Origin of the sequence: Aeromicrobium flavum (genome assembly GCF_007992115.1) — a bacterium.
GTDB classification, from domain to species: domain Bacteria; phylum Actinomycetota; class Actinomycetes; order Propionibacteriales; family Nocardioidaceae; genus Aeromicrobium; species Aeromicrobium flavum.
This window is the reverse complement of the sequence record NZ_BJZQ01000018.1, coordinates 21,842-35,372: the sequence shown is the minus strand read 5'-3', so window position 1 is coordinate 35,372 and position 13,531 is coordinate 21,842. Positions and strand designations below refer to the sequence as shown.

The 13,531-nt window shown below is 70.0% G+C and carries 15 protein-coding genes; 13 read left to right on the top strand and 2 right to left on the bottom strand.

What is annotated here, in order from left to right; all coding sequences use genetic code 11:
• Positions 1-9: 9 nt before the first annotated feature.
• Complete coding sequence (locus tag AFL01nite_RS13705; protein ID WP_146828308.1) at positions 10-1,122, bottom strand: lipid II:glycine glycyltransferase FemX; 1,113 nt, start codon at positions 1,120-1,122, stop codon at positions 10-12.
• Between the two features lie 119 nt (positions 1,123-1,241).
• On the opposite strand from AFL01nite_RS13705, the gene AFL01nite_RS13700 reads away from it, so the two are divergent.
• Positions 1,242-2,132, top strand: a complete 891-nt coding sequence (locus AFL01nite_RS13700) for a siderophore-interacting protein (RefSeq protein WP_186813957.1) — start codon at positions 1,242-1,244, stop codon at positions 2,130-2,132.
• Positions 2,133-2,166: 34 nt separating this feature from the next.
• On the opposite strand, the gene AFL01nite_RS13695 is transcribed toward AFL01nite_RS13700, so the two are convergent.
• Complete coding sequence (locus AFL01nite_RS13695) at positions 2,167-2,601, bottom strand: HNH endonuclease (RefSeq protein ID WP_146828304.1); 435 nt, start codon at positions 2,599-2,601, stop codon at positions 2,167-2,169.
• 102 nt (positions 2,602-2,703) lie between these two features.
• On the opposite strand from AFL01nite_RS13695, the gene AFL01nite_RS13690 reads away from it, so the two are divergent.
• The 12 genes from AFL01nite_RS13690 (at position 2,704) to rplI (ending at position 13,505) form a co-directional block, all read left to right on the top strand.
• Positions 2,704-4,242 carry a circularly permuted type 2 ATP-grasp protein gene (locus AFL01nite_RS13690; RefSeq protein WP_246119725.1) on the top strand — a complete coding sequence of 513 codons (1,539 nt, stop codon included), beginning with the start codon at positions 2,704-2,706 and terminating at the stop codon, positions 4,240-4,242.
• On the top strand, positions 4,242-5,174 hold the full coding sequence (locus AFL01nite_RS13685) for an alpha-E domain-containing protein (RefSeq protein WP_146828302.1): 933 nt from the start codon (positions 4,242-4,244) through the stop codon (positions 5,172-5,174). The genes AFL01nite_RS13690 and AFL01nite_RS13685 overlap by 1 nt, the downstream gene beginning before the upstream one ends.
• Positions 5,175-5,176: 2 nt before the next feature.
• The gene (locus AFL01nite_RS13680; RefSeq protein ID WP_246119727.1) at positions 5,177-6,013 is read left to right on the top strand and encodes a transglutaminase family protein; all 837 of its coding nucleotides are present in this window, start codon (positions 5,177-5,179) and stop codon (positions 6,011-6,013) included.
• 256 nt (positions 6,014-6,269) lie between these two features.
• The gene (locus tag AFL01nite_RS13675; RefSeq protein WP_146828298.1) at positions 6,270-6,644 is read left to right on the top strand and encodes a hypothetical protein; all 375 of its coding nucleotides are present in this window, start codon (positions 6,270-6,272) and stop codon (positions 6,642-6,644) included.
• Positions 6,645-6,679: 35 nt separating this feature from the next.
• Entirely contained in the window at positions 6,680-7,207 is a 528-nt protein-coding gene (locus tag AFL01nite_RS13670; RefSeq protein WP_146828295.1) for a hypothetical protein, read from the top strand.
• Between the two features lie 41 nt (positions 7,208-7,248).
• The gene (mgrA, locus tag AFL01nite_RS13665; protein ID WP_146828293.1) at positions 7,249-8,322 is read left to right on the top strand and encodes an L-glyceraldehyde 3-phosphate reductase; all 1,074 of its coding nucleotides are present in this window, start codon (positions 7,249-7,251) and stop codon (positions 8,320-8,322) included.
• 53 nt (positions 8,323-8,375) lie between these two features.
• Positions 8,376-9,119: an ABC transporter ATP-binding protein gene (locus AFL01nite_RS13660; RefSeq protein ID WP_146828291.1), complete on the top strand. Its 744-nt coding sequence runs from the start codon at positions 8,376-8,378 to the stop codon at positions 9,117-9,119.
• 1 nt (position 9,120) lies between these two features.
• Positions 9,121-11,679 (top strand): ABC transporter permease, encoded by a 2,559-nt coding sequence (locus AFL01nite_RS13655; RefSeq protein ID WP_146828289.1) that lies wholly within the window; start codon positions 9,121-9,123, stop codon positions 11,677-11,679.
• Between the two features lie 129 nt (positions 11,680-11,808).
• Complete coding sequence (gene rpsF / locus AFL01nite_RS13650; protein ID WP_425546807.1) at positions 11,809-12,108, top strand: 30S ribosomal protein S6; 300 nt, start codon at positions 11,809-11,811, stop codon at positions 12,106-12,108.
• A gap of 76 nt (positions 12,109-12,184) precedes the next feature.
• Positions 12,185-12,769: a single-stranded DNA-binding protein gene (locus AFL01nite_RS13645; protein ID WP_146828287.1), complete on the top strand. Its 585-nt coding sequence runs from the start codon at positions 12,185-12,187 to the stop codon at positions 12,767-12,769.
• A gap of 36 nt (positions 12,770-12,805) precedes the next feature.
• Positions 12,806-13,042: a 30S ribosomal protein S18 gene (rpsR, locus tag AFL01nite_RS13640; protein ID WP_146828285.1), complete on the top strand. Its 237-nt coding sequence runs from the start codon at positions 12,806-12,808 to the stop codon at positions 13,040-13,042.
• A 16-nt stretch (positions 13,043-13,058) separates the two neighbouring features.
• Entirely contained in the window at positions 13,059-13,505 is a 447-nt protein-coding gene (gene rplI, locus AFL01nite_RS13635) for a 50S ribosomal protein L9 (RefSeq protein ID WP_146828283.1), read from the top strand.
• Positions 13,506-13,531: the final 26 nt, after the last annotated feature.

Here is a 13,531-nt window from a genome sequence, read left to right as displayed (position 1 = left end):
GACCGACGGTCAGCCGCGCCGCTTCATGTACGCGGTGAACGCGGCGTAGAGGGGCCGGTTGATCGCCAGGTCCCACTCGCCGAGGTACTCCACCGCCTCGCCGCCGGTGCCCACCTTGAACTGCAGCAGGCCCACGTGCGGGTCCTCGGCGTCGATCGTGTCGGTGATGCCGCGCAGGTCGTAGACCTCGGCGCCGGCCGCGAGCGAGTCGCGGATCATCTGCCACTGCACGGCGTTCGAGCCGCGCACCTCGCGCTTGGCCGTGGTGGATGCGCCGTAGGAGTACCAGGCGTGCGTGCCCACCTGGACGAGCGTCGTGGAGGCCACCAGGTCGCCCTCGTGGTGCGCCAGGTACAGGCGCAGGCGCTGCGGGTCCTCGGCGGTCATCGCGTCCCACATCGTCTGGAAGTACGACAGCGGCCGCGGGGTGAAGTGGTCGCGCTCGGCGGTCTCGACGTAGACGCGGTGGAACTCGGCCAGGTCGTCGCGACCGCCCTCGGTCACCTCGACGCCCTGCTTGGCGGCCTTGCGGATGTTGCGGCGCCACTGCTGGTTCATGCCGGCGAGGACGTCGTCCTCGGTGCGGCCGGCCAGCGGGATCTGGAAGTTGTACTTCGGCTGGCCCGCGGAGAAGCCACCCTCGGCGGACTGCTCCTTCCAGCCGAGGGAGCGCAGCCGGTCGGCGAGGGCCACCGCCGCGTCGTCGGTGTGGTCGGCGGGCACGTCCCCGAGCCGGTTCAGGACCTCGTCGGCGAGCGCGGCCTTCAGGGTCGCGGCCTCCCAGCGGCGGGTGACGACCGGCGGCCCCATCCGGATGCCGAACGCGCCCTGACCCTTGAGGTGCGTGCGCAGCGCGTCGAGGGCTTCGGCGACGTCACCGCTCCAGTCCAGCACCGGTCCCTCGGGCAGGTAGGCCAGGTAGCGCTTGAGCTTCGGCACTTGGCGGTAGAGCACCAGGCCCACGCCGACGAGGGCTTCGCCGTCGAACCAGCCGAGGGACTCGCCGCGCCACTCGCTCTTCACCGCCGCCCAGGCCGGGGTCTGCAGGAAGCTCGCCGATCCACGGCCGGCGACGAACGCCAGGTGCTCGTCGGATCCGATGGTGCGTACGCGGATGGTCACGGGTCGAGGCTATCCAACGATGTTTGTTAGGCTGGCCTTGCCTAACGCACGAACCGGTCTCGCAGATGGCGAGTCGGCTTCCTCGGCCGGTCCACCGGTCGACACCCGGAGGGACATCTGTGAAGACCTTTGCCGCGACCGTTCTCGGTCGAAGGGCCCTGACCCCGCACCTCGTCTCGATCACGCTGGGCGGCCTCGAGGGCTGGCAGTCCACGGGCATCCCCGACGAGTACGTTCGGCTGCTGCTGCCGCCGCGCCCCGACGCACCGCTGGTGCTGCCGGAGATCGGCGAGGACTTCTCGTACTCCTATCCCGAGGGCGCCGAGCCGCTCGTGCCCCGCGTCTACACGATCTCCGACCACCGGGTGGTCGACGGCGACGTGCGCGTCGACATCGACATCGCCGTGCACGAGCAGGGCGTCGGCTCGGACTGGGCGCGCGTCTGCCAGCCCGGCGACCAGGTCGGCGTCATCGAGCCGCACGGTCTCTACCGCCCGCCGGCGGGCTCGACGTCGCAGCTGCTGGTGTGCGACCTCACCGGCGTCCCCGCGCTCGCGCGGATCCTGCGCGACCTCGCGCCGGGGGTCCACGCCGAGGTGCACGTCGTCGTCACCGACACCTCCGACGAGGTGCCGCTGCCGTCCGCCGCCGACGTCTCAGCGACGTGGCAGGTCGTCCGCAACGACCACGACATCCCGCCGGCACTCGAGGCCGCCGTGACGCAGCGCGAGCTGCCCACCGACCCCGCCGGGCACTACGTGTGGCTCGCCGGCGAGGCCCGCGCCAGCCGCGCGGTCCGCAAGCACCTCCGCAAGGGCCTGGGCTGGTCGCAGGCCTCCTTCTACACGTGCGGCTACTGGCAGATCGACGCCGAGAAGTGGAACGCCCGCTACGAGCAGGTGGCCGAGAAGGTCCAGGCCGAGGCGATGGAGGCCTACCAGCGCGCCGGCGCCGACGAGGGCGCCTACCTCGACGAGCTCGACCGGATCTACGAGTCCGTCGGCCTCTGAGGTCCGCTGCCGGAGGCGCGGGCACGGGACCGCCTCAGGCCACGAACGACGTGGGGCGCCCGGGCGTGAGGAGCAGGGGCATGTTGGCCTCGCTGGGGGTGCGGTTGCCCTTCTTGTGGTTGCAGCGCAGGCAGGCGGCGACGGCGTTCTCCCAGGTCAGGGTGCCGCCACGCGAGCGGGGGATGACGTGGTCGACCGTCTCGGCGGAGCCGCCGCAGTAGGCGCAGGCCTTGTCGCGCGCCTTGATCGCGCTCTTGGTGCAGAGGTGGCTGCGGACGTGCATCCACCGGGTCCGCACGTACCGGACGAGTCGCAGGACCAGGGGCTTCGGGAACGGGCCGAACGACTCCTCGCCGGCCTCCTCGATGACCGCCACCTCGCGCACCAGCATCTTGATCGCATGGTGGAGGGACACGCGCTGCAGTGGTTCGTAGCTCGCGTTGAGCACCAAGACGTCACCTGCGGTCATGGGCGCGCCCCTTTCCGGTACGAATCGTAACCGGCAGAGGGTGAAACCGGCAGCGCCGATCGTCGAAACGTGCCCGAGACAAATCGCCCCTAGGGTGTACCCGTGACCCAGGCGCAACTGTTCGAGGGATACGGACCCGTCAAGGGCTACGACGAGATGTACGGCGAGTCGGGCCTGCGTGACCTCTACACCTCGGTGCACGCCGCCTTCGGTCAGATGCCGCCCGAGGAGGTGCGCCAGCGCGCCGAGGGACTCGCCTCCTCGTACCTGGAGCAGGGCATCACGTTCGGCGTCGCCGGCGAGGAGCGCCCGTTCCCGCTGGACATCGTGCCCCGCATCATCGAGGCCGACGCGTGGGACGAGGTCGAGGCCGGCGTCAAGCAGCGCGTCAAGGCGCTCGAGGCGTTCCTCGCCGACGCGTACGGCGCGGGCGAGCTCTTCCGCGACGGCGTCGTGCCGCGCGCGACCGTCGTCACCTCGAGCCACTACCACCGCGTCGTCGCGGGCATCGATCCGGCGAACGGCGTGCGCATCCACGTCTCGGGCATCGACCTGATCCGCGACGGCGACGGCGACTTCCGGGTGCTCGAGGACAACGCGCGCGTCCCGTCGGGCGTCTCGTACGTGATGACCAATCGCCGCGCCATGTCCAGCGGCCTGCCCGAGGTCTTCGCGCACCATCGCATCCGACCCGTCGCGCGCTACTCGCGCCAGCTGCTCTCGGCCCTCCGCGCCGCGGCGCCCGCCGGCGTCAGCGACCCGACCGTGGTCGTGCTGACGCCGGGCGTCTACAACTCGGCCTACTTCGAGCACACCCTGCTGGCCCGCACGATGGGCGTCGAGCTCGTCGAGGGTCGCGACCTGGTGTGCCACGGCGGCCGCGTGATGATGCGCACCACCGACGGCCTCGCTCCGGTGCACGTCATCTATCGCCGCATCGACGACGAGTTCCTCGACCCGCTCGCGTTCCGCGCCGACTCCGCGCTGGGCGTGCCCGGCCTGGTCAACGCCGCGCGCGCCGGCAACGTCACGATCGCCAACGCGATCGGCAACGGCGTGGCCGACGACAAGCTGCTCTACACCTACGTGCCCGACCTGATCCGCTACTACCTGCGCGAGGAGCCGATCCTGCGCAACGTCGACACGTGGCGGTGCGGCGACGCCGACCAGCGCGAGGAGGTGCTCGACCGGCTCCACGAGCTCGTGCTCAAGCCGGTCGACGGCTCCGGCGGCAAGGGGATCGTGATCGGCCCGTCGGCCACGCGCGAGGAGCTCGACGAGCTGCGCGCCAAGGTCATCGCCGCGCCGCGCGACTGGATCGCCCAGCCCGTGATCTCGCTGTCCACGGTGCCCACCCTCGTCGAGGACGGCATCCGTCCCCGCCACGTCGACCTGCGGCCCTTCGCTGTCAACGACGGCGACGACGTGTGGGTGCTGCCCGGCGGCCTCACCCGCGTGGCGCTGCCCGAGGGCGAGCTGATCGTCAACTCCAGTCGCGGCGGCGGGTCGAAGGACACCTGGGTGCTGGCGCGCCCGACCGAGCCGATCGAGGAGCCCGACGACGACCTCGAGCCGCTCTCGCAGTCCTCGTCGCAGTCCCAGACCATGGCACCCGTGCCCGCACCCTCGAGGGAGGTCTGATGCTCAGCCGGATCGGTGAGTCGCTGTTCTGGATCGGCCGCTACCTCGAGCGCGCCGACGACACGGCCCGCCTGCTCGACGTCCAGATGCAGATGCTGGTCGAGGACCCCGCCACCGACGAGGTCACCAGCTGCCAGCAGCTGTTCGCGGTGATGGGCATCGACGACTTCGGCGGCGTCCCGAACCGCTGGTCGATGCTCGACCTGCTGGCGTACGACCAGAAGTCGCCCACGTCGATCGCGGCCGTCATCGGCTCGATGCGCGAGGCCGCCCGCAGCGCCCGCGAGACCCTCTCGACCGACGTCTGGTCGGCGATCAACACGACGTGGCAGGGCGTGCCCGCCGCCACCTCGATGCGCCCGGTCGAGATGTTCAACTGGGTCCGCCGCCGCACCGCGATGATCTCCGGCTCGGCCGACGACTCCATGCCGCGCGACCAGGGCTGGTACTTCTACGTGCTGGGCCGCAACATCGAGCGCGCCGACATGACCGCGCGGCTGCTGTCCACGGCGGCCAGTGCCGGCGGCTCGGGCTCGGGGGTCGCCTGGCAGAACACGCTGCGGGCGTGCGGTGGCTACGAGAGCTTCCTGCGCACCTACCGCGGCATCGAGCGCGACAGCGCCGCCGCCGAGTACCTGCTGCTCGACCGGTGGTTCCCGCGCTCGCTCGTCTCCAGCCTCACCGAGGCCGAGCGCGCCCTGACCCGCCTCGACGTTGCCGGTCGCCGCGCCGGCTTCTCGGACGAGGCGCTGCGGCTGCTCGGTCGCGCCCGCACCGAGATCGAGTACCGCCCCTTGAACGAGCTGCTCGAGACCATGCCGTTCGAGATGGAGCGGCTGCAGCGCGCCTGTGCTGCGGCCAGCGACGCGATCACCGCGCGCTACTTCGCCCAGGAGGACTGGCACATGTGGACCGGGAGGGTGTCGCTGTGAGCATGAGGATGCGCGTCCGGCACGCGACGACCTACACGTACTCCGTCCCCACGGAGGCGTCCTACAGCGAGGCGCGACTGACCCCGCAGACCACGGCCGACCAGTACGTCCGCCGCACCCGTCTCGAGATCTCGCCGACGGCGTGGTCGCAGGAGTACCGCGACTACTGGGGCGCCACGGTGACGGCCTTCGAGGTCACCGACCCGCACGACGAGCTGTCGGTCGTGGCCACCTCGGTCGTCGACACCGCCGACCCGGTCGAGCCGGGCGAGTCGATCGGCTGGGAGGCGCTCGACGCCAACACGCTCGACCGGTACTGCGAGTTCGTGCACCAGCAGGACAAGGTGCGCCCGGCCGCGTCGCTCGTGACCGAGCTCGACGCGATCCGGGCCGAGGCCGCCTCGCCCGCGGCGTACGTCGACCGGGTCGTCGAGCTGCTCAGGTCGCGGGTGAAGCGCCTCGTCGCCGCCACCCATGTCAGCTCCACCGCCGAGGACGCGTGGGAGACGGGCAAGGGCGTCACCCACGACCTCACGCACGTCGCGATCGGTGCCCTGCGCCACGCCTCGATCCCGGCGCGCTTCGTGGCCGGCTACGTGCACCCCGACGCCGACCCCCAGGTCGACGCGCCGGTCGCCGCCGAGCCGCACGCGTGGCTGGAGTGGTGGGACGGACGCTGGGTGGGCTGGGACGTCACGCGCGGCGAGGCCCCCGGCGAGCGCCACATCGTGGTCTCGCGCGGGCGCGACTTCGACGACAACCCCAACCTGCGGGGCATCTACTCCACCGACGGCGAGGTCAGCACCACCGTCGAGGTCGAGATCACCCGCCTGGCCTGACCCGCCGCGCGGCGCGTGTCGCAATCTGCGCGCCAGTCGCCGAGTGGTGGGCAGATTGGGGCCATTGACGACCCCGGTTCGCGCCACTCGGCGTCGTGGGGGCGCTCCCGATGACTGTCCGGAGCCGGAGGAATCCGGTTCACGGCCAAGTTCAGGTCTGTCCCGAATTCCCGAACGGACGGACCCTTTCGTCGCTACAGTCTCTGCCGTCGCTCTCGCATCATGGCGGGTGCGGGAGAGCGCACCCGGAGGATGCATGGGCGAGGACTCGATCTGGCGAACGTGGCAGCCCTACGTGGTCGGTGCCGTGCTGGTAGTGAGTGGCCTGTGGTGGTACACGACCCAGTCCTCCTTGGTGGCTCTCGACGACGGCGAGTACGCCTGCCATGCCGTGTTCGTCAACGCCACCAAGCAGTACGAGATGCTCACTGACGAAGAGGGTCGTTCGCTGTCGCCGATCGCGGCGACGGTCGCGGGTGGTGCGATCACCGCCTTGTCCGGCCCCACGCCCTTTCCCTCCCAGCAGCTCGCGCGTCTGACGGTGCGGTCGCAAGGGAAATCCCACTTCCACGTCACGGACGATCCCGCCGCTCACAGCTACAACGCCGTGGCGTGCGACCGGGTGTCATGAGCCGGGCACGGTTCCGTGTCGGGGGGTCCGTCGTAGTGGTGCTGCTGGTGGCGGGGTGCGGGCCGACCACGGTCGGTGAGACCGCCGTGGATCGGACACGCGTGGGCCTCGAGAGCTCCTGTGCCGAGTTGTTGGAGGAGGTCATCGAGCAGACCGGGACCCGTCCCAGTGACGGCTCGACCGACAGGATGCTGGACGTACTCGGGCACCACTGCCCGAAGGAGTACCCGGTGTTCGTCGACTACCAGTCGATTCGCGGGACGGTGGGGCTCGTCGGTGACGACTGCCCCGATCCTCGTGAGGTCCAAATCGATGCGGAGGCACTCGCGTTGGCCAAGCGTGACGGCCTGTGCTCGGCGGCGCGCACGGTGGACGAGACGGCAGAGCAGGAGTGGACCTGTTCGTGGTCGCCGACCATGAATGAGGACTGGTACGACGACGTGCTCTGCTCGGATGGAACTCGGGAACAGCGTCCTCGGTTGCGCGAGTGGGACAGCTTCGTCACGCCGGACGAGATGATGGAGTCGGCGCGCAAGTACGAGGGCGAACTGAACCGCCGGTAGCGCGGTGAGCGAGCGTCGGTGGCGCGGCATAGCGTGGACGCATGAGCACCGACTGGACCCGCAACCGCGTCCCCGAGACCCATCAGCCGTGGCAGGCCGCTGCCGATCGCTACCAGGGACTGGACTACCGGCGGGTCGGTCGCTCGGGGCTGCTGCTGCCGCCGATCAGCCTCGGTCTGTGGTGGAACTTCGGTGACAACCGCATCTTCGACACCCAGCGCGAGGTGCTGCGGCACGCGTTCGACCTCGGCATCACGCACTTCGACCTGGCCAACAACTACGGCCCGCCGTACGGCTCCGCGGAGGAGAACTTCGGCCGGATGATGCGCGGCGACTTCGCGCCCTACCGTGACGAGCTGGTCATCTCCACCAAGGCCGGCTGGGACATGTGGCCGGGCCCGTACGGCTTCCTCGGGTCGCGCAAGTACCTGCTGTCGAGCCTCGACGCGTCACTGAGCCGGATGGGCCTCGACCACGTCGACATCTTCTACTCGCACCGCGCCGACCCGGACACCCCCGTCGAGGAGACCGTGGGCGCGCTGGACACGGCCGTGCGGCAGGGCAAGGCCCTCTACGTCGGCATCTCCTCGTACTCGGCCGAGCGCACCCGCCGGGCCGCCGAGGTGGCCGCTGACCTGGGCACCCCGCTGGTGATCCACCAGCCCGCGTACTCGATGGTCAACCGCTGGGTCGAGGACGAACTGTTCGCGACGCTGGAGGACACCGGCATGGGCTCCATCGCGTTCACGCCGCTGGCCCAGGGGCTGCTCACCGACCGCTACCTCGGCGACGAGCCGGTCGAGCGCTCCGGTGGGCGGTCCTCGTTCGACGAGTCGGTGGTCGAGGCCAACCGCGACCGGCTGCGCGGGCTGGCCGACGTCGCGCGTGAGCGCGGCCAGACCCTCGCCCAGCTCGCGATCGCGTGGGTGCTGCGCCCCGGTGCGGCCACCTCGGCCCTGATCGGCGCGTCCAGCACGAAGCAGCTGGACGAGAACGTCGCCGCCGCGGCGAACACCGATTTCAGCGCCGAGGAGCTCGATCGGATCGATGATCTGGTGGGCCACGACGCCGACGCGCGGGTCGATCTGTGGGGCGGGTCGGCGGACATCGTGTAACTGTGAGTGACATCGCGCGGTCAAACATGGCGCCGTCGCCTAGGCTCTGGCCCATGGAGAAGACCGTCGCGGCGCACGCGCACGAGCTCACGAAGACCTACGGCAAGGGCGACGCCCAGGTCCGAGCGCTGGACGGCGTGTCCATCGAGATCTACGAGGGCGAGTTCACCGCGGTCATGGGGCCCTCCGGTTCGGGCAAGTCCACGCTCATGCACTGCATGGCGGCGCTCGACACCCCCGACTCCGGTCGCGTCACGATCGGCTCCACCACGCTGGCCAAGCTCGACGACAAGGCGCTCACGGTCATGCGTCGGGAGAAGCTCGGCTTCATCTTCCAGGCGTTCAACCTCGTGCCCACCCTGACGGCCGAGGAGAACATCCTGCTGCCGCTGTCGATCGCCGGCAAGAAGCCCGACCCCAAGTGGTACGCCAACGTGATCGAGGCCGTCGGCCTGGCCGACCGCCTCAAGCACCGCCCGAACGAGATGTCCGGCGGCCAGGCCCAGCGCGTCGCCTGCGCGCGCGCCCTCGTCAGCCGGCCGAAGATCGTCTTCGCCGACGAGCCCACCGGCAACCTCGACTCCACCTCCGGGGCCGAGGTCCTGTCGTTCCTGCGCCGCAGCGTCGACGAGTTCGGACAGACGATCGTCATGGTCACGCACGACCCGGTCGCCGCCAGCTACACCGACCGGGTCGTCTACCTGGCCGACGGCCGCGTCGTGTCCGAGCTGCGCCACCCCACGGCGGAGAAGGTCCTCGAGCGCATGAGCGTGGTTCAGCGCCGGATCGGCGTGTGACGTGCGGAGGGTCACCTGGCGCAATCTCGTCGCCCGCAAGGTCCGCCTGTTCCTGAGCGCCTTCGCGATCGTCCTGGGCATCGCGTTCCTCTCGGGCTCGCTGGTGTTCACCGACACGATCGGCGAGAGCTTCGACCAGATCGCGTACGGCACGGTCACCGACGTCGCGGTGCGTCCCGAGACGGGCAACGGCGACGCCATCGCGATGAGCGTCAACCGCGAGGCCCGGTCGATCCCGGCCTCGGTCATCGACGAGATCTCCGCCCTGCCCGGCGTCGAGCGCGCCCAGGGTGCCGTGAACGGCGGCGGCCTGTTCGTCGTCAAGAAGAACAACCGCCTGCTCGGTGGCACCGGTGCGCCCACGATCGCCCTCAACGCGGGGCGCGGCGAGCCGATCCCCAACGCCGCGGGCGACCAGATGCTGAAGTGGGAGCAGGGCACGGCCCCCGTGAAGGACGGCGAGATCGCCCTCGACGCGCGCTCGGCCGAGGTCGCGGGCTACGCGCTCGGCGACACCGTCAAGATCGCGCTGCCCAGCGACCCGCCGATCCTCAAGGCCAAGCTCGTAGGCATCTTCGGGTTCACCTCCGGCGGCCTCGCCGGCGCGACCCTCGTCCTGTTCGACGACGACAGCGCCCAGAAGTACTTCCTCGACGGCAAGGACGCCTACAGCGTCATCCAGGTCGAGGCCAAGGTCGGCGCCACCCAGCGCGAGGTGGCGGACCAGGTGGCCAAGGTGATCCCCGAGGGCACGGAGTCGGTCACGGGCGACTCGGTCGCCGAGGAGTCCAAGGACCTCTTCGACCAGCTGCTGGGCTTCCTCAACACCTTCCTGCTGGTGTTCGCCGGCATCGCGCTGGTGGTCGGCACGTTCCTCATCGTCAACACGTTCTCGATCCTGGTGGCGCAGCGCAGTCGCGAGCTGGCCCTGCTGCGCGCCCTGGGGGCGTCCCGGCGCCAGGTCAGCAGCTCGGTCCTGACCGAGGCGTTCGTCATCGGCATGATCGGCTCCACCCTCGGGCTCGCGCTCGGCTTCGGGCTGGCGATGCTGCTCAAGGTGCTGTTCAGCCAGTTCGGGCTCGACCTGTCGGGCACGTCGCTGGTCTTCCAGACCCGCACGATCGTCCTGGCGTACGCCGTCGGCGTGCTGGTGACGATGCTCGCGGCGTGGATCCCGGCGCGTCGGGCGGCCAAGGTGCCCCCGGTGGCGGCGATGCGCGACGAGATCGCGATGCCCGAGTCGTCGCTGCGCTGGCGCCTCCTCATCGCGCTGCTGTTCGGCTTCGCCGGTGCCGGGGCGATGGCGGCCGGCTCGTGGCTCGACGTGCCGCGGCCCATCGTCTGGGTCGGCGCGGGCATCTTCGGCGTCCTGATGGCCGTCGCCCTCGGCAGCCCGATCATCGCGACGCCGGTGCTGGCGGTGTTCGGAGCGATCTACCGCGTCATCTACCGGTCCGTCGGCAAGCTGGCCGCGCAGAACGCCCGGCGCAACCCGCGTCGCACGGCCGCCACCGCCTCGGCGCTGATGATCGGCCTGGCCCTGGTCACGACGATGTCGATCCTCGGCGCCTCGATCAACACGTCGATCGACAAGGGCGTCGAGCGGGAGTTCTCGGCCGACTTCATCGTCCAGAACGTCAGCGGCCAGCCGTTCTCGCCCGAGATCTCCCAGAAGATCACCGCGGTGCCCGGGGTTGACGCGGTGTCGCCGGCGCAGTCCATCGTCTTCAAGGCCGACGGCACCCAGGTGTTCGCCTCGGCCACCGACGCCGAGCAGTTCGCCGAGGTCTTCGAGCTCAGCTTCGCCAGCGGCGAGGCCCCCACCGCCGACAACACGATCGCCCTCAGCGAGTCGATGGCGGAGTCCATCGACCGCACCACCGGCGACGTGGTCGAGCTGACCTTCAGCTCGGGCTCGTACGACGCCACGGTGACCGGCGTCTACGCCGACAGCAACGTCGTCGGCCAGGCCCTGGTGCCGCTGTCCACGGTCACGACGGCCGGCATCAAGCGCGGCGACACCTCGCTGGCCATCAACGCCGTCGACGGCACGGGCACCCGCACGGTCCGCGCCAACCTCGAGCGCGCGGTCGGCGACAACCCCACGATCGTCGTCCAGGACAAGGAGAGCTACGCCGAGGCCCAGCGCTCCCAGGTCAACACGCTGCTCTACCTGATCTACGCGCTGCTCGGCCTGGCCATCGTGATCGCGGTGCTCGGCATCATCAACACCCTGGCGCTGAGCGTCATCGAGCGCACGCGCGAGATCGGCCTGCTGCGGGCCGTCGGCCTGACCCGGCCCCAGCTGCGCCGCATGGTGCGGCTGGAGTCGGTCGCGATCGCGATCCTCGGCGCCGTCCTGGGCATCGGCGCGGGGCTGCTGTTCGGCGTCGCCCTGCAGCGGTCGTTCCAGAACGACGGCATCAGCGACCTGGCGATCCCGACCGGATCGCTGGCGGTGTTCGTCCTGGTGTCGGCGCTCGTCGGCGTGCTGGCGGCGGTGCTGCCGGCCCGGCGGGCGGCCAAGCTCGACGTCCTGCGCGCCATCACCGGGGAGTGAGCTCCCGGGTCGGAGCTCGGGATTGGTCCGGAACGACGGCCCACTGATAGACTCGTGAGGTTGCCGTCCGAGGCAACGCCTCCTGTGACGGAAAGCCCGTCACCGCTCAGTCCAAAGGAGAACCCCGCAGTGTCACTGCGCAAGTACGAACTCATGGTCATCCTCGATGCGGACGTCGATGAGCGTTCCGTCGAGAAGAGCCTCTCGACGTACCTCAACAACACGATCGTCGCCGACGGCGGTTCGATCGATGCGATCGACGTCTGGGGCAAGCGCCGTCTTGCTTACGAGATCAACAAGAAGTCCGAGGGCGTCTACGCCGTCATCGGTCTTTCCGCCGGGCCCGACTCGGTCAAGGAGCTGGATCGTCAGCTCTCGCTCAACGAGTCCGTCGTCCGTACGAAGGTCACGCGTCCCGACGTGAAGTGATTCTGTGGACGGAGAGATTCCGTCCCCCGAATCCGACACACTCGTCGCGAGAGCACCTCGAGAGAAGGCTGATTCCATGGCAGGCGAAACCACCATCACCCTCGTCGGCAACCTGACGCGCGATCCCGAACTGCGTTTCACGCCGTCGGGCGCGGCTGTCGCCGACTTCACCGTCGCGTCCACCGCGCGCACGTTCGACCGCCAGACCAACGAGTGGAAGGACGGCGACACGCTGTTCATCCGCTGCTCGGCCTGGCGCCAGCTCGCCGAGAACGTCGCCGGCTCGCTGACCAAGGGCACCCGGGTCATCGTGACCGGGCCGCTGAAGGTCCGTGAGTACGAGCGTCAGGACGGCGGTCGTGGCACGAGCGTCGAGATGACGGTCGACGAGGTCGGCCCGTCGTTGCGCAACGCCACCGCGCAGGTCACCCGCACGTCGGGTGGCGGCGGCGGTCAGGGCGGCGGCTTCGGCGGCAACTCCGGAGGCTTCGGCGGCAACAACGCCGGTGGCAACTCCGGTGGCTTCGGTGGCCAGCCGGCCGGTCAGCAGTCGGACGCCAGCGCGTGGGCCCAGCCCGCGCAGCCGCAGGCGCCTTCCGGGGGCAACGACCCCTGGGGCGGCGGCGGAGCCGGCGGCTCGACCGACGAGCCCCCCTTCTGATCCCTCATTCGTAGCAAGACATTTTCCAGGAGCATCATGGCCAAGCCCGCAGTCCGGAGCCCGAAGAAGAAGAGCAATCCGCTCAAGGTCGCCGGCGTCACCGAGATCAACTACAAGGACACCGCACTGCTGCGGAAGTTCATTTCCGATCGCGGCAAGATTCGCGCCCGTCGCGTCACCGGCGTGTCCGTCCAGGAGCAGCGCTTGATCGCCAAGGCGATCAAGAACGCGCGCGAGATGGCGCTGCTGCCCTACACGTCCAACGGCCGCTGAGTCAGGAGCACCACAGATGAAGCTCATCCTCACGCACGAGGTCACGAACCTCGGCCAGCCCGGCGACATCGTCGACGTCAAGAGCGGCTACGGCCGCAACTTCCTGCTGCCGCGCAACTTCGCCATCCGGTGGACGAAGGGCGCTGCCAACCAGGTCGAGTCGATCAAGGCCGCGCGCGATGCGCGCGCCGTGCACGACCTCGAGACGGCGAAGTCGATCAAGGGCAACCTCGAGTCGTCCGCGATCAACGTCTCGGCCCAGGCCGGCGAGGGCGGTCGCCTGTTCGGCGCCGTCACCGTCACCGACATCGCCGATGCGCTGGCCGAGGCCGGCGCGCAGGTCGACAAGCGTCGCATCGAGGTCGGCAACCCGATCAAGAGCCTCGGTTCGCACACGGTCTCCGTGCGCGTTCACCCCGAGGTCGTCGCGACGGTCAAGCTGAACGTCGTCGCCTCCAAGTGATTCGCCAGTCGCCGGGTCCCGCTTCA

What these genes read in the sequence shown, in the direction of transcription:
- AFL01nite_RS13695 (WP_146828304.1), bottom strand. Translation starts at nt 2,601, where the DNA reads ATGACCGCAGGTGACGTCTTGGTGCTCAACGCGAGCTACGAACCACTG.
- AFL01nite_RS13685 (WP_146828302.1), top strand. Translation starts at nt 4,242, where the DNA reads ATGCTCAGCCGGATCGGTGAGTCGCTGTTCTGGATCGGCCGCTACCTC.
- AFL01nite_RS13680 (WP_246119727.1), top strand. Translation starts at nt 5,177, where the DNA reads ATGAGGATGCGCGTCCGGCACGCGACGACCTACACGTACTCCGTCCCC.
- AFL01nite_RS13675 (WP_146828298.1), top strand. Translation starts at nt 6,270, where the DNA reads ATGGGCGAGGACTCGATCTGGCGAACGTGGCAGCCCTACGTGGTCGGT.
- mgrA (WP_146828293.1), top strand. Translation starts at nt 7,249, where the DNA reads ATGAGCACCGACTGGACCCGCAACCGCGTCCCCGAGACCCATCAGCCG.
- AFL01nite_RS13660 (WP_146828291.1), top strand. Translation starts at nt 8,376, where the DNA reads ATGGAGAAGACCGTCGCGGCGCACGCGCACGAGCTCACGAAGACCTAC.
- AFL01nite_RS13645 (WP_146828287.1), top strand. Translation starts at nt 12,185, where the DNA reads ATGGCAGGCGAAACCACCATCACCCTCGTCGGCAACCTGACGCGCGAT.
- rpsR (WP_146828285.1), top strand. Translation starts at nt 12,806, where the DNA reads ATGGCCAAGCCCGCAGTCCGGAGCCCGAAGAAGAAGAGCAATCCGCTC.
- rplI (WP_146828283.1), top strand. Translation starts at nt 13,059, where the DNA reads ATGAAGCTCATCCTCACGCACGAGGTCACGAACCTCGGCCAGCCCGGC.